General features: G+C 38.5%; 21 protein-coding genes and 1 other annotated feature. Of the genes, 11 read left to right on the top strand and 10 right to left on the bottom strand.

Features of this window, described 5'->3' with window-relative positions; all coding sequences use genetic code 11:
- Positions 1–31: 31 nt before the first annotated feature.
- From namA to proI, 5 genes are all read right to left on the bottom strand, one after another.
- Positions 32–1,051 carry an NADPH dehydrogenase NamA gene (namA, locus tag RGU12_RS15045; protein ID WP_309536808.1) on the bottom strand — a complete coding sequence of 340 codons (1,020 nt, stop codon included), beginning with the start codon at positions 1,049–1,051 and terminating at the stop codon, positions 32–34.
- Positions 1,052–1,171: 120 nt separating this feature from the next.
- Positions 1,172–1,984 carry a YybI family spore inner coat protein gene (locus RGU12_RS15040; RefSeq protein WP_309536807.1) on the bottom strand — a complete coding sequence of 271 codons (813 nt, stop codon included), beginning with the start codon at positions 1,982–1,984 and terminating at the stop codon, positions 1,172–1,174.
- Positions 1,985–2,040: 56 nt separating this feature from the next.
- Positions 2,041–3,180 (bottom strand): CAP domain-containing protein, encoded by a 1,140-nt coding sequence (locus tag RGU12_RS15035; RefSeq protein WP_309536806.1) that lies wholly within the window; start codon positions 3,178–3,180, stop codon positions 2,041–2,043.
- Positions 3,181–3,466: 286 nt separating this feature from the next.
- Positions 3,467–4,660 (bottom strand): MFS transporter, encoded by a 1,194-nt coding sequence (locus tag RGU12_RS15030; RefSeq protein ID WP_309536805.1) that lies wholly within the window; start codon positions 4,658–4,660, stop codon positions 3,467–3,469.
- Positions 4,661–4,789: 129 nt separating this feature from the next.
- Positions 4,790–5,635 (bottom strand): pyrroline-5-carboxylate reductase ProI, encoded by an 846-nt coding sequence (gene proI, locus RGU12_RS15025; protein ID WP_309536804.1) that lies wholly within the window; start codon positions 5,633–5,635, stop codon positions 4,790–4,792.
- Positions 5,636–5,968: 333 nt separating this feature from the next.
- Positions 5,969–6,191, bottom strand: a binding site (T-box leader).
- Between the two features lie 192 nt (positions 6,192–6,383).
- Here proI and RGU12_RS15020 point away from each other — a divergent pair.
- The 7 genes from RGU12_RS15020 to RGU12_RS14990 all read left to right on the top strand — a co-directional run bounded on the left by RGU12_RS15020 (position 6,384) and on the right by RGU12_RS14990 (position 12,361).
- Complete coding sequence (locus tag RGU12_RS15020; protein ID WP_309536803.1) at positions 6,384–7,349, top strand: MBL fold metallo-hydrolase; 966 nt, start codon at positions 6,384–6,386, stop codon at positions 7,347–7,349.
- 26 nt (positions 7,350–7,375) lie between these two features.
- Entirely contained in the window at positions 7,376–8,170 is a 795-nt protein-coding gene (locus RGU12_RS15015) for an SDR family NAD(P)-dependent oxidoreductase (protein ID WP_309536802.1), read from the top strand.
- Between the two features lie 223 nt (positions 8,171–8,393).
- Complete coding sequence (locus RGU12_RS15010) at positions 8,394–9,383, top strand: glutathione S-transferase family protein (RefSeq protein WP_309538263.1); 990 nt, start codon at positions 8,394–8,396, stop codon at positions 9,381–9,383.
- Positions 9,384–9,395: 12 nt separating this feature from the next.
- Entirely contained in the window at positions 9,396–9,896 is a 501-nt protein-coding gene (locus RGU12_RS15005; protein ID WP_309536801.1) for a GNAT family N-acetyltransferase, read from the top strand.
- Between the two features lie 199 nt (positions 9,897–10,095).
- Complete coding sequence (locus tag RGU12_RS15000) at positions 10,096–11,358, top strand: Y-family DNA polymerase (protein ID WP_309536800.1); 1,263 nt, start codon at positions 10,096–10,098, stop codon at positions 11,356–11,358.
- 54 nt (positions 11,359–11,412) lie between these two features.
- Positions 11,413–11,745, top strand: coding sequence for a YolD-like family protein (locus RGU12_RS14995; protein ID WP_309536799.1), 333 nt, complete (start codon positions 11,413–11,415; stop codon positions 11,743–11,745).
- 67 nt (positions 11,746–11,812) lie between these two features.
- Positions 11,813–12,361 carry a GNAT family N-acetyltransferase gene (locus RGU12_RS14990; protein WP_309536798.1) on the top strand — a complete coding sequence of 183 codons (549 nt, stop codon included), beginning with the start codon at positions 11,813–11,815 and terminating at the stop codon, positions 12,359–12,361.
- A gap of 137 nt (positions 12,362–12,498) precedes the next feature.
- Here the strand turns inward: RGU12_RS14990 and RGU12_RS14985 are convergent, their stop codons facing one another.
- Both RGU12_RS14985 and RGU12_RS14980 read right to left on the bottom strand, forming a co-directional pair.
- Positions 12,499–14,292 carry a dihydroorotate dehydrogenase gene (locus RGU12_RS14985; protein ID WP_309536797.1) on the bottom strand — a complete coding sequence of 598 codons (1,794 nt, stop codon included), beginning with the start codon at positions 14,290–14,292 and terminating at the stop codon, positions 12,499–12,501.
- A 309-nt stretch (positions 14,293–14,601) separates the two neighbouring features.
- Positions 14,602–14,805 carry a CDGSH iron-sulfur domain-containing protein gene (locus tag RGU12_RS14980; protein ID WP_309536796.1) on the bottom strand — a complete coding sequence of 68 codons (204 nt, stop codon included), beginning with the start codon at positions 14,803–14,805 and terminating at the stop codon, positions 14,602–14,604.
- Between the two features lie 162 nt (positions 14,806–14,967).
- Between RGU12_RS14980 and RGU12_RS14975 the strand changes: the two genes are divergently transcribed.
- Together RGU12_RS14975 and RGU12_RS14970 are read left to right on the top strand one after the other, a co-directional pair.
- Positions 14,968–15,312, top strand: a complete 345-nt coding sequence (locus RGU12_RS14975) for an iron-sulfur cluster biosynthesis family protein (protein WP_309536795.1) — start codon at positions 14,968–14,970, stop codon at positions 15,310–15,312.
- The gene (locus RGU12_RS14970; protein ID WP_309536794.1) at positions 15,296–15,538 is read left to right on the top strand and encodes a DUF2552 family protein; all 243 of its coding nucleotides are present in this window, start codon (positions 15,296–15,298) and stop codon (positions 15,536–15,538) included. The genes RGU12_RS14975 and RGU12_RS14970 overlap by 17 nt, the downstream gene beginning before the upstream one ends.
- Positions 15,539–15,552: 14 nt before the next feature.
- Here the strand turns inward: RGU12_RS14970 and RGU12_RS14965 are convergent, their stop codons facing one another.
- The gene (locus tag RGU12_RS14965; RefSeq protein ID WP_309538262.1) at positions 15,553–16,461 is read right to left on the bottom strand and encodes an alpha/beta hydrolase; all 909 of its coding nucleotides are present in this window, start codon (positions 16,459–16,461) and stop codon (positions 15,553–15,555) included.
- A gap of 216 nt (positions 16,462–16,677) precedes the next feature.
- On the opposite strand from RGU12_RS14965, the gene RGU12_RS14960 reads away from it, so the two are divergent.
- On the top strand, positions 16,678–19,737 hold the full coding sequence (locus tag RGU12_RS14960) for an efflux RND transporter permease subunit (protein WP_309536793.1): 3,060 nt from the start codon (positions 16,678–16,680) through the stop codon (positions 19,735–19,737).
- 48 nt (positions 19,738–19,785) lie between these two features.
- Here RGU12_RS14960 and RGU12_RS14955 read toward each other — a convergent pair whose 3' ends face one another.
- On the bottom strand, positions 19,786–19,914 hold the full coding sequence (locus RGU12_RS14955) for a hypothetical protein (RefSeq protein ID WP_309538322.1): 129 nt from the start codon (positions 19,912–19,914) through the stop codon (positions 19,786–19,788).
- 76 nt (positions 19,915–19,990) lie between these two features.
- On the bottom strand, positions 19,991–20,884 hold the full coding sequence (locus RGU12_RS14950) for a hydroxymethylglutaryl-CoA lyase (RefSeq protein ID WP_309536792.1): 894 nt from the start codon (positions 20,882–20,884) through the stop codon (positions 19,991–19,993).
- Between the two features lie 166 nt (positions 20,885–21,050).
- Between RGU12_RS14950 and RGU12_RS14945 the strand changes: the two genes are divergently transcribed.
- On the top strand, positions 21,051–22,238 hold the full coding sequence (locus RGU12_RS14945) for an acetyl-CoA C-acetyltransferase (RefSeq protein ID WP_309536791.1): 1,188 nt from the start codon (positions 21,051–21,053) through the stop codon (positions 22,236–22,238).
- Positions 22,239–22,245 lie beyond the last annotated feature (7 nt).

The raw sequence follows: 22,245 nt of genomic DNA, 5'->3' as shown, positions 1-22,245 counted from the left end.
AGGAGAGTGCCTTTTATCATACCTAAGAAATTTATAGCCAACCGCGATCATATTGTTTCGGGCTTTCAATGGATACCCCTAATTCTTTTGCAGCAGTTCTTGGCCAGTAAGGATCACGTAATAATTCACGTGCAATAAATATTAAATCCGCCCGATTGTTTTTTAAAATTTCTTCAGCTTGAACAGCTTTTGTGATTAAACCTACTGCACCGGTAGGGATATTCGCATCATTGCGAATTTTATCTGAAAAAACGACTTGATATCCAGGATATACGTCAATTTTAGCCGGTGCTACGCCACCTGAGCTAACGTCGATTAGGTCAACACCTTGGTCTTTCATGCGTTTTGCATAGTCTACATAATCGTCAGGAGTTAAGCCGTCGTTTGTATAATCATTTGCTGATATACGAACAATTAATGGACCATCCCATACTTCCTTAATTGCCTCGATTACCTCTTGAAGGAAACGGTAGCGGTTTTCGCTGTTTCCACCATATTCATCCTCACGTTTATTTGAAAGTGGAGATAAAAACTCATTAATTAAATAGCCGTGTGCCCCATGAATTTCGATGATATCAAAGCCAGACTCTTTTGCACGTCTTGCTCCATCCTTGAATGCTTCGACTGTTTTTTTAATTTCATTAATTGTTAATTCTTTTGGAGTTTTATATCTTTCATTAAATGCAATTGCAGATGGGGCAACAATATCTCCTTCAACAGTTGCTTTTCGACCTGCATGAGCAATTTGGATAGCTGTTTTGGCGCCCTGAGCTTTGATCATTTCAACAAGTTTTTTGAAGCCAGGTATATGCTTATCGCTCCATATTCCTAAATCCAGTGGGGAGATTCTTCCTTGTGGTGTAACAGCAGTTGCCTCCACCATGATGAGTCCAACCTGACCGACAGCTCGGCTTACATAATGGGTATAATGCCAATCCTGAAGCATTCCATCCTCATTATGACTGGAATACATACACATCGGTGACATCACAATTCTATTTTTCAAGGTGACATTTTTAATTGTATATGGTGAGAATAATGCTGTTTCCATAAAATCACAGCCTCCTATGTAGTTTGTTACGTTAAATAGTATATCAAGTTATAACTTGAAGTTCATCGATTCTGCATATCAAATAAAGAAGCATCGACCTTACATTGTCGATGCTTCTGTTTATTTATAGGGAATTTCCGCTAATTTCTTTCCTGTTTCTGTACTAATGAGTGCCACTTTCGAAGGCACATATTTTTGAATTTGTTTATCAAAAACATATCGTGTTTCAAAATACGCAATTACATCATAATGGGCAATACCTGAAACAGCTCGAATTGCCACGATTTCCTGAGGCTTCATTTTTGTTAATTTATCAAAACGATAGCTGGAAACCGGGTCAACCCATGTTTCGATCGCTTCAAGTCGTTTTTTTAATTCTTCCTTGTCAGGAAAATCTCGGTAGCGATCCTCTGATAACGGAATAACTGCTTCTAAGTCAGTCTGTTTATCAATAAATTCAACTTGATAATCTCCCATGTATTTCATCGAAAAACGCTTTTTCGCTTCGTCAAACCAGCCTGACGTATTAGGGTCTTTGAAAATTTCCTCAACTTTTTCACCTGTATAGCTCAGAACCGTTAACCCGGTGATCCCTCCACTCCCTACAGAATGAAAATAGAGGAGTATATCCTGTTTTCCGTTTTGAAGGACATCAGCAAACTTCATGTCTGCCAATTGGTATAAATCTTGTTTATTATGATAGGTACCTAATTGTTCACCATTGATTTTTAAAGACCACTCATTCGCGAGATTGTATTGATTTTTTCTCGCATATAACTCGATAATATCCTTATTACCATCTCCGTCTAAATCAATATATTCCTTTTGGACAATTGTAAAGGGACCATACTCAACATCGGTTTGCTGGGCAAGAGTCACACTGTGAAAGCCGATGAGAAGGCCTAGTAATACTAAAAATCGTACCAGTTTCACAAAATCACCTCTTTGGTAGGATAACCAAAAATTGAGAGGGATATAGGTGAGACTTCTTATTTTGTATAAAAGTTCTCCGTGTAATATGGATGAGATTCCGTATTAAAGGCAACCCCAACCCCTAAATACGTATATTCCTTTTTTAAAATATTTTCCCTATGTCCCATGGAATTCATTAAACCTTCATGGGCGAAAATACTGCTGAACTGTCCATACGCGAGATTTTCTCCAGCAATCGTAAATAATATTTCATCCTCAAGCATACGATCAAAAGGAGATTGACCTTGTAAATTTGTATGACTGAAATAGTTATTTTCCGCCATGTCTAAACTGTGCTTTCGCGCTGTTTCCTTCACGTGTTCATCCCAAGTTAGTACCCCTAATCCGTAATTTACTCTCGATGCATTTGTAAGATCAAATAATTGATATTCAAAGCCTTCTTTTAATTGTTCACTGGCATTTGTATAAAAATCTTCTCTATTTTGTTCGAGTGCTTCTGAAACGATTTGAATTGAAGTCACCGTATTATTTTCATGTTTATCATAAAAGAGGGTGACATAAGTGTTATCGATATGGAAGACGTCATAGTCCCGATCTTGTTGAAATTCATAATAGACAAATCCTTTTTGGATTCGAGTCATAGGTTCACCAAGTAGATTGAGAGCATCTTGTTTTGGTGTTCCACGCTTGATTCCTTTCGTTGATGAAATAAGGTCTTGATTTGTGTATAATCCGATAACCTTAGCACCAGAGTCATAAGCGACCATCATAAAATTATGGTAGTTTTCATGATACGTATACCAGTTCGTTCCATATTCATTTAATGATGTCCGTTGCGCGGGACCAAGCTTCTTTTCTACACTTTGTTTACTCTCTCCTAGCTCAATGTTGTGTATCGAAAAAGCCTGTTCACTAGGAACATGTAACTCTGGTTTTTCAATTTCATTCTCACCAATAATTGAATTTTCCGGTGCTTTTTCCTCCAATGTTTGCAGTAACGTAGCGATATAATCTATTCCATCATTTAATTTTGTTTTAATCGATGCGATTTCCTCAGATTCAGAAACTCGGTCGAACTCAGACGTAATAGTATCGAAAACTGATTGATTATCAGATTTTACAGCGAGTTTATCAAGTACCGTCCAAGCCGCATATAAGAAAAATAAAAAGGATAAAAATAATAGGATTCTCCTCATAACTAACCTCCAATCCCTAAATCCATTCTATCCAAATTTCTTTGAAATGATAAGGTATTTAACTTTATTCAGCAGAAGCCCTTAACTTCTGCTGAATAAAGTTAAGCCTCCGGCGGATGCCACGATTTTTTTAGGGGGAATTTTGCGAGCTAGGTTCAAAGACTAAGTTCGCCACTTTCTGTGGCAACGTCTTTGTGACCCACCTCGTGTGGGCCTAAAAAAATCAGGCGCAAATACGCCAAGGCGCATTTGATATACAAAAAAGCGAAAAAGGGGAGGAATCCCCTTAGACGGAAGTTGTTGTTTTACCAATCCATATGAAATATAGCAAAATGGAAATGAGAACAGAGAATGCAGAGGCAATGTAGATTGAATGGTACCCTAATAAGTGAGAAAGTTGACCGAATGTAATTGCACCGATTCCAACTCCTAAATCAAACGATGAAAAAAAGGTTGCATTTGCCATTCCTTTGCGGTGTGCAGGTGCTGTCTGAACAGCCCATGCTTGGAGGGCTGGTTGCAAGGCACCAAAACCAAGTCCATAAAGAAATGCGGCAATATACAGGACAAGACTACTAGGTAACCAAGCTAATAGAATCATAGCTATAACAATTAAAAAAGCACCAGGTGCAAAAATAGCTCGATGACCTTTTAAATCATAAAGGCGACCAGCAAAGGTGCGAGAAATCATTAAAGCAACTGCAAATATAAGAAAATACCACTCAATCCCGGGTATTTCCTTTTGTAAAGTATAGATAGGTAAAAAGGCAGTAATTCCTCCAAATGTAACAGTTATAAAGAATAATAGAATTGAAGGTGGAAGGGCTGTTTTTTCATAAAAGTCCCATTTTCTGGGGTTTTCTTTTACCGGCTCGATTTTTTTGTAGTGGATTCTAGATGAAAGAATGAGTGCTACTAATCCAAGAATGGCACAAATGGAAAAGAGTTTTGTAAAGGATATTGTACCAGCAAGTGTAAGACCTAAAGACGGACCAAACGCAAGGGCAATATTGCCGAATAGACCGAAATAGCCCATTCCTTCTCCACGTCTATTGGCAGGGATTAAATCTGTGGCGATTGTTCCTGAGGCTGTTGTTGAAAAGCCCCACCCAATTCCTTGAATGATTCGAAACAGGAATAAAAAGAATAAGCTTGAGATGATTCCATAGGAACCAACAGATAATACGAAGATGGAAAGCCCAAGTAGATAAACAAAACGACGCCCTCTTTTTTCTAATTGATGACCGGCAAACGGTCTGATTAAAAGTGCGGAAAAGGTAAAAAATCCAACGACTAATCCAATCAGTTGGTCATTGCCTCCGAGCTGTTCTACAAAAAGTGGAATGGTTGGTAGTGTCATTTGAAAGCCAAGAAAAATAAAAAAGTTTGAGATGCAAATAAGGGTAAAATCGCGGGTCCAGATTTTCTCTTTCGTCAAACTTAATTGTGGTGATGTTTCTTTTATAAGCGGTGCACTCATAGAATCTCCCCATATTGTATTATTTCGATTTTTTAAATAATTTTATCAAAAAAGTCAGTAAAATCCTACCCCTCATGCACTATTTTCTCGGATTCGGCAGAATTCCACTGACATATGAAAAATTTTGATTTAATTTTCTTGTGAAACGGATTGTAGCATAGCTTCTCCAAGCTCAGCGGAGCGAATAGTCGCACGTTTAATACATGCCACCATAGCTTGCTGGTAATTACATTGCTCTAACACTTTTATTCCTGCTTCTGTTGTACCGCCTGGACTTGTTACTTCTTTTCGTAATGTAGCGGGTTGTTTTGATGAATGTTTTAGCATTTCCGCTGCACCAATTATGGTTTGAAGAATTAATTCTTTGGCAATTCCTTTTTCGAGTCCGATATCATCAGCTGCTTTTTCCATTGCTTCAACTAAATAATATACATAGGCTGGACCACTTCCTGACAGGCCTGTGACGGCATGAAGATCCTTTTCTGCTACTGTTGTTACAATTCCAATTGTTTGAAACAATTGGCGCGCTATTAGAAGGTGGTTTTCGTTTGCGTGCATTCCTGCGGACAGGGCAGTGGCCGATTTTCCGATAGTAGCAGATGTGTTTGGCATTGCACGTACGACTGCCACCTCTTTGTTGAGTAAGTCCTTTATGGTTGTTGTTGCTACTCCTGCTAGTACAGAGATGATAAGTTGTTTTTCACTGACATAATCTTTTATGGCTAATATAGCTTCCGCAACATCCTTTGGTTTTATCGCAAGAATGATGATTCCAGCATTTTCAATCGATTCTTTTTGGTTTTGACTAATAGTTACTCCATAGGTTTTGTTTAGCTCTGCTAATCGTGTATGGTTAGAGCGATTCATTACAGAAATTTGTTTCGGCAAGATGAGCTCCTTTTGTAGCATCCCAGAAATCATTGCCTCAGCCATTGAGCCAGCTCCAACAAACACAATATTTTGATTCATTTCCATAACGATCCCTCCGTTAAATTAAAAGGCTGTTTTCGCAAACTTTATTATTTTTGGCACAATTGATTTTCGCTGCAGGTCACGAAGCCGTTGCCACAGGACGTGGCGCTTTTAGGCTTCGTTCTACTGTTCGCTCCTGTGGGGTCTCAAGTCTCACGCTTTTCCCGCAGGACTTTGAATTTCTTCCTTGAAATCACCCACGTACGAAGAAAATGCGAATGCATTTTCGAGGAGTCGCCACCTTTCGCCTTCAATCAATGTTTTTATTTTTGTCAAATAGCAACAATCTTTTAGAAAAGATCCAATTAAAAAGTAAAAAGACCTATTCCATCCTTGATAAAGGACGGAATAGGTCTGTTATCCGCGGTACCACCTTATTTAACATTTGAAAAATGAACTTTCAATGTTCCACTTGAACCCGTATCGTGGGAAACGGTTAGGTTTTCCTAACAGCTCATAGGTAGGTTCAATCAAGAAGCGGGCGATGAGATCTTTCAGCCGGTGGATCTCACTCTCTTTCACCATTACAGGATTTACTAGTCCTAATCATTGCCTTTGCGAATTTTATATTATTGGTCATTATGCACTGATTTCAGCGGGATGTCAAGGGTTCAAAAGTAAAAAAAGAGCCCAATTTATTTTACATATCAGAGATATTATTTGAATATAATGACAAAATGAGAATGAAAAGGTAAACTAATATTGGATAAATGTAACAAAATGATATGGATATCGTACAAAGGAGATTTTTATGAATAAACTTACGACCACGAAGGATGTTTTTAAAATTACCTTGCCCACACCTTTTGCTGTCGGGGATGTGAATGTATATGTTGTTAAAGGAGACGCACTAACATTAATTGATGCGGGTGCAAAAACAGAGGAAGCGTGGCAATCCTTTAAGGAGCAGCTTGCTCAGTTAGGTTATTCACCATCTGATATTGAACAAATTGTAATCACCCATCATCACCCAGACCATGTTGGGCTTCTTGACTTTTTTAGTAAGGATGTCCCTATCATTGGTCATCCTAAAAATCAGCCATGGATTAGCCAGGATAAGCAATTCTTTGCACATAATGAGCCGTTTTATAAAGAGCTTTTTACTCAATTAGGCCTTAATCCATCATTTACAGCTTTAATCGATATGGATGAAGAATTTGAATATTCTTGCCGTAGAACGTTAACTTCAACAATTGGAGAAGGAGATACAATTGAAGGATTATCTGGCTTTAAGGTATTAGAGACGCCTGGGCATGCACAAAGTCACATTGTTCTTTATCGGGAAGAGGATGGAATGCTTATTGCAGGAGATACCCTTTTAGCTAAAATTTCACCAAACCCATTGCTTGAACCACCGCAATTTGGTGAAACAGCTAGACCAAGACCATTAATTCAATATAATAATTCTTTAAGAAAACTACTAACGCTAGATATGTCAAAGGTCGTAACAGGGCATGGAGACGATATTACGAATGCTCATCACTTAATTCAAGAAAGATTCCTCTCACAAAAAGAACGAGCCTATCATGTGCTGAAAATGATCAAGGAAAAGCCGATGACAGCATTTGAAGTATGTACCAGGTTATTCCCGAAAGTTTACTTAAGGCAGCCTCTTTTTACAATTTCTGAAACAGTTGGACAGCTTGACTTCCTTGAGGAATTAGGGGAAATTAAGATAGAAGTAGTGAACGGACAACATATATATCACTCAAATTAACAAATTTCTGAGGTGAAAAAGGTCGTATGAATTCAAGACTTAAAGGAAAAACAATTGTCATTACGGGTGCTTCGAGCGGGATTGGTGAAAAAATTGCCTATCTCGTTGCAGAGCAGGGGGCTACTCCCGTTCTATTGGCCCGTAGTTATGACCAGTTGGAAAAAATAGCACAGAACATTCAAGAAAAATACAAGATAGATTGTTTATTTTATAAGTTAGATGTGCGTGATGCCGAAAATGTCAAAGAAGTATTTGAGAACATCCTACATCATGTAAAAACGGTTGATGTCCTTGTGAATAACGCGGGGTTTGGTGTGTTTGCCAATGTTGTCGATGCAAAAATAGAGCAAATGAAGGCAATGTTCGAAGTGAATGTTTTCGGGCTTATTTCCTGTACAAAAATGGTATTGCCGACAATGATTGAGCAAAACTCAGGTCATATTATTAATATTGCTTCACAGGCTGGCAAAATTGCGACTCCAAAATCAAGTGTCTATTCTGCTTCAAAGCATGCGGTTCTCGGTTTTACAAATAGTTTACGGATGGAGCTATCGAGTACAAATATTCATGTAACAGCCGTAAATCCAGGACCCATTCGAACTCGTTTTTTCGATATTGCAGATGAGTCTGGAACCTATGCGAAGAATGTAAATCGTTTTATGCTGGATCCCGATGTAGTTGCGTCTAAAATTGTAAGTGCCATGTTAACTCCAAAACGCGAAATTAACCTGCCGGGTTGGATGAATGCAGGTAGTGTTTTTTATACCCTTTTTCCTCGTCTTGTTGAAAAAGTGGGTGGGAAGGCGTTTTTTAAGAAATAACTTTCAATCATACTCCTTTTTATTAAGGGGTATTTTTTTGCGTTTAAACATATAAAATTAACTGAATCTTATAAGTTTCATTACTTGACGAATGATTTAGATAATGAGTAAATTACATTAAACACATTGAATTACTGTGTATTAAATAGAAGGTACATGAGGGAGAGAATGACGTGTCACAAAATAATCAGACATTAAGCCTAAAATTACCACTGAAGCAAACATTACTTCAACCAATAAGCCTGAAGAAATAAAAGGGGATGGCTCGTTTAATCGTCAAACAAATCGCTTTACAACTCCTTTTGGAAACCAGCCAGATGAGCTACCCGTTAAGTCCGGCCGCTACCGTTTACTTTGGTCGGCCGCATGTCCATGGGCACACCGTTCTGTGATCGTTCGCAAAGTGCTTGGTTTAGAAAAAGCAATTAGCTTAGGAACAGTAAGTCCACTTAGACCTCGAATTGAGCATGTAGATTGGGAATTTTCTTTGGATGAAAATGGAGTGGATCCTGTTCTTAATGTTCAGTATGTGGGTGAGGTCTATAAGAATGCGGACCCTGATTATACAGGTAGACCTACTGTACCAGTCATGGTTGATCTTGAAACCAAAAAAGCGATTAACAATGATTATGTTAAGCTTACCAACTATTTTGAAACCGTTTGGGCTCCTTTTCATAAGGAAAATGCTCCTGATTTATATCCGAGTAGCTTGCGCGAAGAAATTGATGCATTAAATGACGTCATTTTTCATGATGTAAACAATGGCGTATATAAATGTGGATTCGCTCGTTCTCAGGAGGCCTATGAACAAGCCTATGATCAATTATTTGCTAGGTTAGATGAATTAGAAGAGCGTTTGTCCAAGCATCGTTTCTTATTTGGAGATTTTATTACGGATTCTGATGTCCGCCTATTTACGACATTGGCACGCTTTGATGCTGCTTATTACTCCGCTTTTCGGACAAATCGAAATTTGATCCGTGAGTTTAACAATTTATGGGGGTATGCCCGTGACTTATACCAGACTCCTGGTTTTGGTGAAACGACTGATTTTGATGCGATTAAGCGACATTATCATCTATCGATCACCATTGATCCTGCAAAAGGAGAAGTGAATATTCTTCCTAAAGGACCAGATGAATCTGTATGGCTCTCCGAACATAACCGTGAGCAGTTAAGTGGAAAAAAAGAAAAATTCTTGATCAAAGGGTAGGTGAAATCAGTAATGAAAATTCGTGATGCAAAACAGGATGAATTGGAGTTTATTCGTGAGCAACGAGTTGCTGCTTATCTTGAGCATTCAAGGGTAATTCCAGCTGCTCATTGGCAAGCTCTTAAGCAGGCCATTTCATCTGAGGCTGATCGCCTCCATGGTTCTGAGCTTATTGTCTGTGAGCTTGATGGAAAAATTATAGGAAGTGTAGTCTTGTTTCCCGCTAATACAGACGCATATGAAGGTCAGTTAGAAGAACTCGAATACCCTGAAATACGAATGCTAGCTGTAAGTCCTGAGGCACGTGGAAAGGGTGTCGCTTCTGCATTAATTACCGAGTGCATACAGCGTTCGCAAGCAAAGAATCATCAATTTCTTGGATTACATACTGGTGAATTCATGATACAGGCAATTAAGCTTTATACAAAACACGGATTTGAACGTTTGCCTCACTATGATTTTGAGCCAGCCAATGATGGGATTATTGTTAAAGCTTTTCGCTTATCTATTTAATACTAAAAAACCAATTCGCTATCTAAGCGTTTTGGTTTTTTTGTTTACGAGGTACTCCATTAGGCAGTTAAGTATTCATTCACAACGTCATTTATGATGTCCTGTGGTTCTGCTTTAAATTTCCATTGAAATCGAACGTATATTCTCCTATTATTAGGAATAGAATACGAACATATATTCTTTTTGGAGATGATGTTAGATGGTGGATTACAGTCAGTTTCCCGTTCAAAAGATTTTATGTGTGGATATAAAAAGCTTTTATGCGAGCTGTGCTGCAGTATTATTAGGCCTTGATCCACTTGAGTGCTATTTAGCGGTTGTTGGAGATACAGAGCGCCAAGGAAGTGTTGTGCTCGCAGCTTCGCCAAAGCTAAAACAGGAATTTGGGATAAAAACGGGGTCAAGACTCTTTGAGATCCCAAAGGATCCACGAATTCAAATTGTAAACCCGAAAATGGCAACCTATTTACGAATTTCAACGGAAATTACGAGACTTTTTAACCGGTATGTACCAAAAGATGCAATCCATGTATATAGCGTCGATGAAAGCTTTATTAAGATTGATGGAACTGAAAAATTATGGGGAGATGCGACAACAATCGCTCGTAAAATCAGGAAAGAAATTAAAGCTGAATATGGGCTAACCTGTGCCATTGGGATTGGTCCCAATATGCTGATGGCAAAGCTATGCCTAGATTTAGATGCAAAGAAAAAGGGAATCGCGGAATGGACCTATGATGATATCCCCGAAAAACTATGGTCTGTATCGCCACTACGAGAAATGTGGGGAATTGGAAGAAGGGTAGAGCGAACCTTAAATGGGATGGGAATTACAACCGTTGGTCAGCTTGCTCAATATCCACTCGAACTACTTGAGAAAAAATTTGGAGTGATGGGAAATCAGCTTTATTACCATGCCTGGGGGATCGATTTATCGGAAATTGGTGCCCCTATTATGCAGGGGCAAGTAAGCTTTGGGAAAAGCCAAATCCTTTTGCGTGATTACCCTGACCCACAAGAAGTAAAACATGTCATTCTTGAAATGTGTGAAGAGGTAGCAAGGCGCGCACGTCGACATAAAAAGGCAGGAAGAACGATTAGCCTCGGAATTCATTATAGCCAAGATGAGTTTGGGGGAGGATTTTACCGTTCAAAAACGATTGAAACTCCGACAAATATTACGATGGAAATGTATCGCGTCTGTCTTGAATTATTTGAGAAATTCTATGCGAAAAAGACAGTTCGTAAAATATCAATTGCACTTTCTAATATTGAGGATGACACACAAATGCAGTTGGATTTGTTTTATCTTAATCGAGTCAAGCAGCATAAGCTTGGGTATGTAATGGACGGCATCCGTGGTAAATACGGTTCAGATGCAATCCTACGTGCCGTTTCCTATACAAATGCCGGAACATCAAGACATCGCAGTAAACTCGTTGGCGGACACAAGGCAGAGTAGAGCGTCTCAATGGGTTAGGTGCTGGAGATAGACGTAAGAAAGAAGGTAATAAGGATGATACGGGACCGCGGAACGATAAAATGGACAGCAATGATGCTGCCAGAACATGTGAAATTGCTTAGAGATTGGGCAGAAGAAGATACGTATGAGCCAAAACCAGAACTAGATGAACAACAAATCGAAGAGATGAACAGTGTTCTTTGTCAGGCGATGGAGGAAGGGAGAGAGCTGGTTATCACGCATTATGAAGCCAAACATCACAAACTCCTTCTTGGTACTATTCACCATTACGATTACTTACAAAATAGACTGCATATCATTGATAAATTTGGGGAAGTCCACTACATCCCTACAAATAGATTAGTCGATTTACGCTTTTCAGACTAATTTTAGAAGGATTTTTAGACAAAGGATAGAAGTTAATATGGTAAAAGAAAAGAATGGAGTAAAAATAATGTTTGTATACCAAATTGACAAGGAACTGTCCTTGAAATTAACAGAAGTAAACGATGCCGAGCGAATTTTTAAATTAACAGATCAGTCAAGAGGGTATTTACGAGAATGGCTGCCATGGCTTGATATGACAACAAAGGTAGAGGATACAAAAGCATATATCGAATCCTGCAGGAAAAGCTATGCAGAAAATAAAGGGATGCATACCGTTATCGTCTATAAAAATGAAATCGTTGGGGTAGTAGGTTTCAACGAAATCGACTGGACCAATAAAATAGTCTATATCGGCTACTGGCTTGGACAGCAATATCAAGGAAACGGAATCATGACAAGGGTAGCGAAGGCATTAACTGATTATGCTTTCAACCATTTAAAACTAAATCGAGTGGAAATCCGTGCAGCGGTCGAAAATCATAAGAGCAGATCGATACCTGAAAGATTAGGCTTTGTGAATGAAGGCGAGATTCGGCAATCCGAATGGCTCTACGATCACTATGTTGACCATATTATATATGGCATGCTAGCAAAGGATTGGAATCCAGAAAATTAAGAAAGGAGCCAATGAGGCTCCTTTTACGTAATTTTTTACAGGATATCCAGATATAAATTACATTCCCAGACTGTCTTGAAAACGATTTTCAGGCGAAGCAAGCAACGCGGTATGCTAACGTTTGTCAACAGTCTGCTTTACGTATCTTTACCCAAATGAAAAAAACGGTACGTCATAATAAGTCCAATAAAAAACAAGCAAAGGGCGAAATAAGCGGGAAGAAGATGAATAAAGGTCGTATACCCGATTGCAAAATGAATCCAAATTCCTACAAAAAAGGCTGGTAGTCCACCTATTAGCAAAGTCCACCAAACCCATTTATTCCCCTGCTGAAATCCCCAGAGAGAAATAGTTAGCACCAAAAATCCAACACTCAGAAGGGCACTTCCAAAGCCCGCGCGGTCATGAGCAATGACCGAAATCAATTTATCATTAAATAAATCCAACTTTTCAGGCGGCATACAAATATAGAGAATATCTGTTGCAACAAACACATTCGTAATCCCAATTAATGAAATCACAATGCCGCCTAACACAAATGAAAATCCAAGGATGATAAAAGCTAGTTGTCCAAATAAACTATGTTTCCAAACCGGGTGATTACGAGTGTTAAGCGATGTTGGCGTCCCTTTCATATGTCTCGTTTTAATAAAACCAGTTAAATAGATTGGGAGTAAAATGAGCCAAAAAAGAAGGTGAAGCCAATCGAAATATCCGTATCCAATGAATAAGAATATTCCTAAAAAACCAAGGATGGCTGCAAGATCAATCGTCTGCTTGGTCCAGAGAATCTGTTTTCGAACTCCGAAACGAGCCAATGCCATATAGACGATACCGCCAGAAATCATTGTCCCAGCAAGTGTCATCCGATCATGGGCCATAAAATAGAGAATCCGTTCATTAAACAGAAGGATTTCTTCTCTTTGCATTCCAAGAAATTGTTCATCATAAGGAAGAATAATAGTCGTCAAGCTGAACAGAGCGGCAATTAATCCACCAATAACGATGGACAAACCAAATAGCCAATACCATATCCATGCTGGATGAAGCGGTGGATGTGGTTGAAGTTGGTGTAAAAGGGCTTCGCTAGTTCTTTTTGTAAGACCTGGTCCAGAAAAAACATATCCTTCTGAAAGCAGCACAAGGTCAGCCCCTGCATCAAGAAGTGCAAGAGCATTGGCGGGTTCATAAATACCACCGACTGTAATGATGGGAAGCGTAAACCCACTTTTTCTTAAATAATGAATAGAATCTAGTAGTTTCCTTAAATAATTATCCTTTGCCATATCCAAAGGTTCATCAATGACGATACCAGAACAAGTAGACTGAATCCGCTCAAGTGAAAGATTCTTGATCTCATATACTGGAACAGCAAGATAAACAGGACGGTTTGTAGTCCACTGAAGATTCGGAGTAGAAGTTACAAATGCCGTAACATATGGATCTAATTTCGTAATCAAATCCTGTTGTTCTTCACTCATTCCAGCCAATCTTGCCCAGACAGGCTGTATTGGCTTCCACTTTTTAAGCTTTTGAACCGTTTTCTCAACTCCGATTGATTCATAGTTTGAAGAAAAGTCGATTTGCTGTTTTTGCCAATCTACAATTGGAAGTGATGGGTCTTTTGTCGGCACTTTCGTTACTGGACCAATTTCAATAAAACCAAATCCAAGATTAGAAAAAGCGTTTGAACCAGTTAAAAGGGGATCCACTTTTCCAGAAAGCCCAATGGGATTTGGATAGATTACGCTATGAATTTCTGTTTTTATAAGTTCAGAAGATTCCTCTCTACCAAGAAAATGAATGAAATGCTTTCCTCCTGGAATGGAGGCAACCAGATTCATTCCCCGGTGGATAAATTCCCGGGATTGATAGGGAGACAGACGGGATAAGATAGGTTTAAAGAGTCCATGATATGACCAATCAGGCATGTTTTGTCCTCCATGAAAGGCTTTTACCCGTATTGTAACATAAAGTGAAACTTCAATCAGTGGGGGTATCATTCCCCACTGATTGTTAGTTGAGGCCCACATGATGTGGGTCACAAAGACGTTGCCACAGGACGTGGCGTTCTTAGTCTTTGATCCTTTAATCGGGCTTTTACGGGCAGTTAACTCTTGCTTATACTTCTGTGATTATTAAAGTTTTAAGGTGGGGGTTATACTGCCCGTTAATGCGGGATAATTGGCGATCCGGATAACGAAAAAACCGAATGCATAGTGCATTCGGTGCAATAAGGATTATTCTTTTGGAGCTCGTACGACTGATTCAAAGTGACCTTTATGAGAACCGTCGCAAAATGGTTTATTATTGGATCTACCACATCTGCATAATGAGAAGGTTTGTTTTGTTGGAAACGTATTTCCTTCCGCATCGATCAAATCAACATCACCTGAAATCCTTAATGAACCATTATCATTTACTTTGATGGTAACCTTCGACATCTCCGAAATCCCCCCTTAAAGTAATCATATTACTATTGATAATAAACCAGCATTTACCAAATTTCAAATTGCTTGGTAAAGTGTAGAGCCATTGTAATGATATGTAGAAGAAGACAAGATATGTTAGAATAGACGTAATATGAAAGAAAAAGGAGAACAAAAATGAACGTTACATTTTCAGAACGGGCAATTGAAAAACTGAATACACAAATTAAAAATAAAGACAAAAAATTAAAACTAAAATATGAAACAGAAGGCTGCGGCTGTGTGATGAGTGGGGTTACGGCCTTGTGGCTAGTAGACTCTGAAGACGATGATGACCTAGTCTTTGAAACAAATTATCAACCATTATTAGTAGAAAAATCTAAAATGGTATTCTTAGATGAAAATATGACAATCGATTTTCTTGAACAGGCAAATTGCTATATGTTAAAGAGCCCAAATGAGATTTTAAATCCGCGTTTACGGCTAGTAGAAGTGAGTGATGTACATGAGTTCCAATCTTAAAACAATCCGAAATATTGCAGAAGATAAAACATGGGTTTCCTTTTTACATGATAACCATCCATATAGCCTCTTACACTGGTCAATTGCAGGGGTAAACTATGATCAAAAGGATGTTTGGTTGCTTCAGGATGAGGTGACTTTTGAGGTTCAGGAGTTTGAAACAATTGAACTCGCATTAGCCTGGATCGATAAGAATTTAACAGACATTACAGATGTACTTGGGTAAGGGACTGAATTCAATCAGTCCCTTACATATTTCTCAAAAAAATCGTCAATTACTTTTTCATACGCTTCCTTGTTATCAGCGAAGGAATAGGCATGTTTGCCTTTTTCCGCGATCAGCATCTGCTTTGGTCCTTCCTTCATTTTATAAAGCTCCATTGTCATTTCAGGTAAAATATAATCATCCTTCGCACTATGAATAAATAAAACTGGATTTTTGATATTTTGAATCACGGAAACAGGAGAAACATCTTTGATGCTATATCCATCGCGAAGCTTTAAAAATACGTTGGCAAAAGGAAGAACAAGTGGGGCGGGAACTTTGTAATCAACCTTTAATAAATATTTCAGTTGAGCTTCAAAATCGGAAAACGGGCAGTCCACAATATAAAAATTTGCTCCGTCTTCAATCATTCCGGCATATAGTAAAGTCGTTACTGCCCCCATAGATTCCCCGTGAATACCAATCGTACTGTCATCTCCAAATTTTTCTTTTACCCAGGAAACAACCGATTCAAGATCGAATTTTTCATAATGCCCATAGCTTGTTGTCTTTCCCCCGGTTTCTCCATGTCGACGATGATCATACAAAAGGACATTCCAATCACGTTCCAAGAAAAGCTTCATGTATTTAATGGAATTTAGTTTATTTTGAGTCACGCCATGGGAAATGATAATAACTCGTTTTTTATCCGTTCCTTTTACAAGCCAGCCTTTAATCATGTATCCAAATCTAGATTGAATGGATACATCCTCTTTTTTCAGAGACTCAACCTCATCTAAAGTAAGGCGCCCTTCCTGTGTTTCTCGTTCAAGAATCTCATCATCGGTTTTCTTCTTCATAAACATAACAATGTTTGTAAAAATCATTCCAATTGTGGTCATATAGCCGATTAGAATTCCAAGCAATATTAATATCTTTTTCATTCTTTTCATGAAAAAACGCTCCTTCTAAAAATCCGATTGGATATGTTAGCTTCTTTTATTATATCTTTTTTTAAACGATTCTCCATAATTTTCCTACGCCTTAGGTCTTAGGTAAAGATATATCTCCGGCTCATTATCCCACTTTCCATAAGCCGATATGATTAATTTATACAAAAATACTAAATTTTACCTATTAGGAGAAAGAGGAGATGAACAGTGAATTTATTGAAATTTATTGTCCAACGGAAAATCTTAATTACTTTAATGATTTTCCTAGTAACCGTATTAGGGGGCTATTCTTTATTAAAAGTAGACAAAGAGCTCATGCCCCCTGTAAAACTAGACGGAGCGTTTGTTGAGATTTACGCAGGAGAAATGGCAGCAATTGAAGTTGAAAGAACGATCACCACCCCCATTGAACAACAAATTTTAGCAATAGATGGTGTTGAGGGTGTTGAGTCTACTACCAATATCGGAAGAACCATGTTGAATCTTACATTTGAGTCAGGGCGAGGAGAAGAGATTTTTAAAGAAGTCGAGTCTGTCATTGCATCCGCCAAATCGGAGTATCCGAATATCACCGATATTGCATCAGGTCAGTATGGAGGAAGTCAAAGTTACGAATTTTTTATGGATGTATCTGGTGGCAACATGGAAGAGATGTCTGCTTTTTCAAAAGAGATTTTAGAGCCGAGATTAGAAGCTCTGCCTGAGGTAAGAGATGTCTTACTAACAGGGAGCAAGGAGCAAGAGGTTTCCATTAAAATAGACCGTGAAAAATTGCTAAAACATAATCTTGAGGTTTCCCAAGTGGTTGCAGCAATTCAACAGTCTGAAGGTGAAGCAACCTTAGGAGAATTACAAAATGAGAAGGGTTCACCTTCTTTGAGATGGAGTTCAAAGATAGATAGTATTAATGATATTGAAAATATTTCACTCCTAACGCAAAATGGATCGATTTTATTAAAGGATGTTGCAACTATTACAATCCAGCCTATAGAGAATAACTCATATGTATGGAAAAACGGTTCGCAGGACTTTATTCTCGTACAAATTGGGCGCGTATCGAATGTCACGCAAATTGAGATGGCAAAAGCAATACGTGCGGAAGTGAAAAAAATTCAAAGTGAAGGTCTTGTAAAGAACTTTGAATTAAACGAGGTTGTTGCCCAAGCAGATTATGTCAGTGAGTCAATCGACGGGGTTAAAGACAATATATTAATTGGTGGAATCATTGCGATTGTCATTTTATTACTGTTTTTACGTAATATTAGAGCTACCTTTATTATTGGTTTGTCGATTCCATCTTCCGTTCTTTTAACTTTTACAGCCATGTGGTTATTTGATTATAGCTTTAATATGTTAACCTTACTTGGACTTGGCCTGGGAATAGGAATGATGGTGGATTCCTCTATTGTCATCCTAGAAGCTATATATAAAAAGAAGGAACTTGGTTTTGGTAGGTTCGAATCTGTTATCGAAGGGACTAAGGAAGTAGCTTCGGCAGTCATTGCATCTATGCTAACAACCATCGTTGTGTTCCTACCAATTGGCTTAATAGGTGGCGAGATGGGTGAATTTGTCATAATGCTTTCCGCTGTTGTGGCAATAACCTTAATAAGTTCCGTTATCATATCTTTCACATTAATTCCTTCTCTGTCAGAAGTATTTTTAAAGCTAAGAAAACCATCTAAATTGAAAAAAGACTCGATTTTTATGAAAGGCTATCGCAATGTAGTTGCTTGGGTAATTAAAAAGAAAAGAAATAGCTTGGCCATAATAACATTGTTTCTTTTGATGTTAGTTGGTTCCTTATTTCTTGTATCGAAAATACCGATGACCATCATGCCTGATATGCTAAATCGCTATGCAGAACTTGGCGTAGACTTAGAACCAGGATTATCTGTGGAAGAAAAGCAGAATGTAGTGAATGAAATAAACCAGAGACTACAAAAAGTAAACGATGTTGAAACAAATTATGTCATGGATAATGGAAGTATGCTTTACATTATTATTAATATGACCAAGGGCGATCAAATTACGGTAGAACAAAAGGAAGTAAATGAAAAAATACTAGATACTTTGCGAAAGATGCAGGAAGATCAACCCGTCTTGGGTGTTCAAAGTGCAATGGCAGGCGGGGGAGGGTTTCCTGTCAAAGTAAATATTAAAGGAGATAGTTTTGAACAGCTCCAAATGATTTCAAACAAATTTGCAGATGAGCTTCAGAATGTAGATGGGATTTCAGCAATCACAAATTCAGTTGAAAGATCCTCTGATGAGCAAATCGTTGTTTTAAAAGAAAAAGAAATGGAAGAAGAGGGCTTATTGCCTTCACAAGTTAAACAATTTATTGAAACTTCCTTTATTCAAATGTCGGTCGGTACGATGCAGTATGATAATGAAACAATACCTTTACAACTAAGTTGGACGAAAATACCTGATACAAAAACGGATTTACTTGATATGAAAATACCTGTTAATGGTGTTGAAGTGCCACTTTCTACTTTTATTGAACTTGAAACTGTTCAAACACCAAATGAAATCATTCATTCTGATGGAGAAAGACTTGTGACGATTTCCGCTGATATAAAGGATCGTGATCTGGGTGCGGTAAATCGAGATATTCAGAAAATGATTGATGAATTTGAGATGCCAACAGGGTATACTCTTTCAGCAGGTGGGGATTTAGAGCAGCAACAGGAGCTAATGACGGATATGATATTTGTTTTTGCGATTTCAATCTTCCTTGTTTATTTGGTTATGGCTGTTCAATTTAACCATTTTGGGCATCCGCTGCTTGTAATGTCCGTTATTCCGATTACAATCATTGGGGTTATTTTAGGATTGTTTATTACACAGATGGAATTAAATCTCATGTCGGGAATGGGTATTATCATGCTTGTAGGAATTGTTTTAAACAATGCAATATTGCTCATAGACAGAACAAACCAGCTTCGAAAGGAAGGATTTACGATTGAGGAAGCGCTTGTCGGAGCAGGGAATGATCGGATTCGCCCAATATTTATGACGACTTTAACAACAGTTGGCGGTATGCTCCCGCTTGCGCTTGAATCTGGAGCCTCCGGGAATTATCAGGCGCCGATGGCAACTGTCATCATTTCAGGGTTGTCGTTTGCAACGCTCATTACATTACTGTTAATTCCTGCTGTCTATCGATTGTTTTCATTCTCTCGGATACCCGCAACTCGTAGAGAAAGAAATAAATTAAAAGCAAGAGCAACGACAAAAGTAGAAACAGCACCGAAAATCTAAAAAAATCCCCTGGTGTAGGTCACAGTTGACTTTACCAGGGGATTTTTTTCATTGCTCTGAATTTTGACGGTTTGTAGGGTGAATGGCTTTTTCCATTTCTTCAGCAGCCATCGTGTTGTTTGTCGTATCAGCATTCGGTTTTCCTTTTTGAGCACGACCTTTGTCTCGTTTTGCCAATGGTAACAACTCCATTTCCTAAAGAGGATATTTATAAATTCATGGATAGGATGTGGAGTTTTTCAGCGAAATATTCTTATTTTGCTTTTGTAAGCCGGTAAAATTTACTTTCAATCGGCCTTGTCAGATGGGGATTTATTACATCAACAGCCTCGACAAGCTTTGAAAGGTTAATCCCTGTGGAAATCCCCATTTCTTCAAGCATATACACAACATCTTCAGTAGCAACATTACCAGTCGCACCTGGTGCAAACGGGCAACCACCTAAACCACCAGCAGAGGTATCAAAACGGTCTATTCCGGATTGAATAGCAGCCAACACATTTGCAAGCGCCATGCCGCGGGTGTCATGAAAATGAGCTGTTAACAAGGTGTTTGGTAGCTCTTTTTTTAACATTGAAAAAAGGGAGAAGACCTCTTTTGGATTTGCTCTTCCAATTGTATCGGCGACACTTAATTCATCTACCCCATATTGTACAAAAGTTGAGCATAGCTTTAATACAGCTTCTTCATCTACTTTTCCTTCGAACGGACAGTAAAAAGAAGTAGAAATACATGCACGCACAAAATATCCCTTTTCCTTTAGTTCCTGAATAAGAGGTTTTAATTCCTCTAAACTTTCAGCCGTCGTTTTATTGATGTTTTTTTTGTTAAAGCTATCACTGGCCCCAACAAAAACAGCAATCGCTTTGCAATTTGTTTCATACAGTCTTTCAATTCCTTTGCGATTCGGTGCTAATACAATGTTTCGAGTGTCATCTAAACAGGCTGCGATAACTTCTTCTGCATCCTTCATCTGTGGAACCCATTTTGGCGAAACAAATGAGGTAAGCTCCATTTCTTGAAGGCCCGCCATTTTTAATTTTTTAATAAAATTAATCTTCGCCACTGTTGGGATTATTCTTTTTTCATTTTGCAGCCCATCCCTTGGTCCGACTTCAATAATTGTGACTTGCTTAGGTAATTGCATGGACAACCCTCCAGCAAAACATAGTCTTATCTCTTATTCTAGTGGAGCTCTTTTCTAAAAATCAAGAATAATAGAAATTTAGACAAAATAAGAGGTATTTCGAAAAAAGCATCGAAATATATATGATAATGATTACATAAAGTCCGTACGTAAAGGAGATGTTGAAATGAGTAATGATGTAGTGGTTGTAAGCGCTGTCAGAACAGCGATTGGTAGTTTTGGAGGAAGTTTGCAGTCTGTTTCAGCTCCAGAACTAGGTGCTGTCGTTATTAAAGCAGCTATTGAAAAAGCAGGGGTGGACATGGAGCTTGTAGATGAAGTGATTATGGGCAATGTTTTGCAGGCGGGTGTAGGCCAAAATCCAGCAAGGCAGGCAGCCATAAAAGCAGGTTTGCTACAGGAAACTCCAGCGATGACAATAAATAAGGTATGTGGCTCAGGATTAAAAGCCGTACACTTGGCAACGCAGGCAATCATAGCTGGTGATGCAGACGTAATTGTGGCTGGTGGAATGGAAAATATGAGTCAGGCTCCTTATCTTTTAAAGGGTGCCCGAAATGGATTTAAAATGGGCGACCAAAAGATGGTTGATAGCATGATTTCCGATGGGTTATGGTGTGCATTTAATGACTATCATATGGGGATTACAGCCGAAAATTTATGCGATAAATATGAGATTACGAGGGAAGAACAGGATCGTTTTTCAGCTCGTAGCCAGGAGAGAGCAATAGCCGCAATTGAAGCAGGTAAATTTAAGGAAGAGATTGTGCCAGTTGTGATTCCACAACGTAAAAAAGAAAGCATAGTCTTTGATACAGATGAATACCCAAAAGCAGGTACAACAGTTGAGAAGCTTGGAAGCCTGCGTCCAGCATTCAAGAAAGATGGCTCTGTTACAGCAGGTAACGCCTCTGGAATAAATGATGGAGCTGCTGCATTTGTCATTATGAGTAAAAAGAAAGCTGATGAGCTTGGCATTAAGGGCTTAGTTACCATAAAAGCGAATGGAAATGCTGGGATTGACCCTAGTATTATGGGGATTGGTCCGGTCGCAGCTGTCCAAAAGGCAATGAAAAAATGCGGTTTAAGTATTAGTGATATGAATTTAATTGAGGCAAATGAGGCATTTGCTGCTCAGTCTATTGCAGTAGATCGAGAGCTTCGTTTTAACCATGATATTTTAAATGTGAATGGTGGTGCAATTGCCTTAGGTCATCCAATAGGCGCAAGTGGAGCAAGAATTCTAGTTACACTTATTCATGAGCTAAAACGTCGTAATGATCGTTATGGATTAGCGACTTTATGTATTGGCGGCGGCCAAGGTGTAGCGACTATTGTTGAAAATATTGAATAGTGGGGTG

It is taken from the genome of Ferdinandcohnia sp. QZ13, from assembly GCF_031324165.1.
Lineage (GTDB): Bacteria > Bacillota > Bacilli > Bacillales > Bacillaceae_L > Ferdinandcohnia.
Note: the sequence above shows the minus strand (reverse complement) of the source record. Positions and strands in the feature narration are given on the sequence as shown.

What these genes read in the sequence shown, in the direction of transcription:
- namA (WP_309536808.1), bottom strand. Translation starts at nt 1,051, where the DNA reads ATGGAAACAGCATTATTCTCACCATATACAATTAAAAATGTCACCTTG.
- RGU12_RS15035 (WP_309536806.1), bottom strand. Translation starts at nt 3,180, where the DNA reads ATGAGGAGAATCCTATTATTTTTATCCTTTTTATTTTTCTTATATGCG.
- RGU12_RS15030 (WP_309536805.1), bottom strand. Translation starts at nt 4,660, where the DNA reads ATGAGTGCACCGCTTATAAAAGAAACATCACCACAATTAAGTTTGACG.
- proI (WP_309536804.1), bottom strand. Translation starts at nt 5,635, where the DNA reads ATGGAAATGAATCAAAATATTGTGTTTGTTGGAGCTGGCTCAATGGCT.
- RGU12_RS15020 (WP_309536803.1), top strand. Translation starts at nt 6,384, where the DNA reads ATGAATAAACTTACGACCACGAAGGATGTTTTTAAAATTACCTTGCCC.
- RGU12_RS15015 (WP_309536802.1), top strand. Translation starts at nt 7,376, where the DNA reads ATGAATTCAAGACTTAAAGGAAAAACAATTGTCATTACGGGTGCTTCG.
- RGU12_RS15005 (WP_309536801.1), top strand. Translation starts at nt 9,396, where the DNA reads ATGAAAATTCGTGATGCAAAACAGGATGAATTGGAGTTTATTCGTGAG.
- RGU12_RS15000 (WP_309536800.1), top strand. Translation starts at nt 10,096, where the DNA reads ATGGTGGATTACAGTCAGTTTCCCGTTCAAAAGATTTTATGTGTGGAT.
- RGU12_RS14995 (WP_309536799.1), top strand. Translation starts at nt 11,413, where the DNA reads ATGATACGGGACCGCGGAACGATAAAATGGACAGCAATGATGCTGCCA.
- RGU12_RS14990 (WP_309536798.1), top strand. Translation starts at nt 11,813, where the DNA reads ATGTTTGTATACCAAATTGACAAGGAACTGTCCTTGAAATTAACAGAA.
- RGU12_RS14985 (WP_309536797.1), bottom strand. Translation starts at nt 14,292, where the DNA reads ATGCCTGATTGGTCATATCATGGACTCTTTAAACCTATCTTATCCCGT.
- RGU12_RS14980 (WP_309536796.1), bottom strand. Translation starts at nt 14,805, where the DNA reads ATGTCGAAGGTTACCATCAAAGTAAATGATAATGGTTCATTAAGGATT.
- RGU12_RS14975 (WP_309536795.1), top strand. Translation starts at nt 14,968, where the DNA reads ATGAACGTTACATTTTCAGAACGGGCAATTGAAAAACTGAATACACAA.
- RGU12_RS14970 (WP_309536794.1), top strand. Translation starts at nt 15,296, where the DNA reads ATGAGTTCCAATCTTAAAACAATCCGAAATATTGCAGAAGATAAAACA.
- RGU12_RS14965 (WP_309538262.1), bottom strand. Translation starts at nt 16,461, where the DNA reads ATGAAAAAGATATTAATATTGCTTGGAATTCTAATCGGCTATATGACC.
- RGU12_RS14950 (WP_309536792.1), bottom strand. Translation starts at nt 20,884, where the DNA reads ATGCAATTACCTAAGCAAGTCACAATTATTGAAGTCGGACCAAGGGAT.
- RGU12_RS14945 (WP_309536791.1), top strand. Translation starts at nt 21,051, where the DNA reads ATGAGTAATGATGTAGTGGTTGTAAGCGCTGTCAGAACAGCGATTGGT.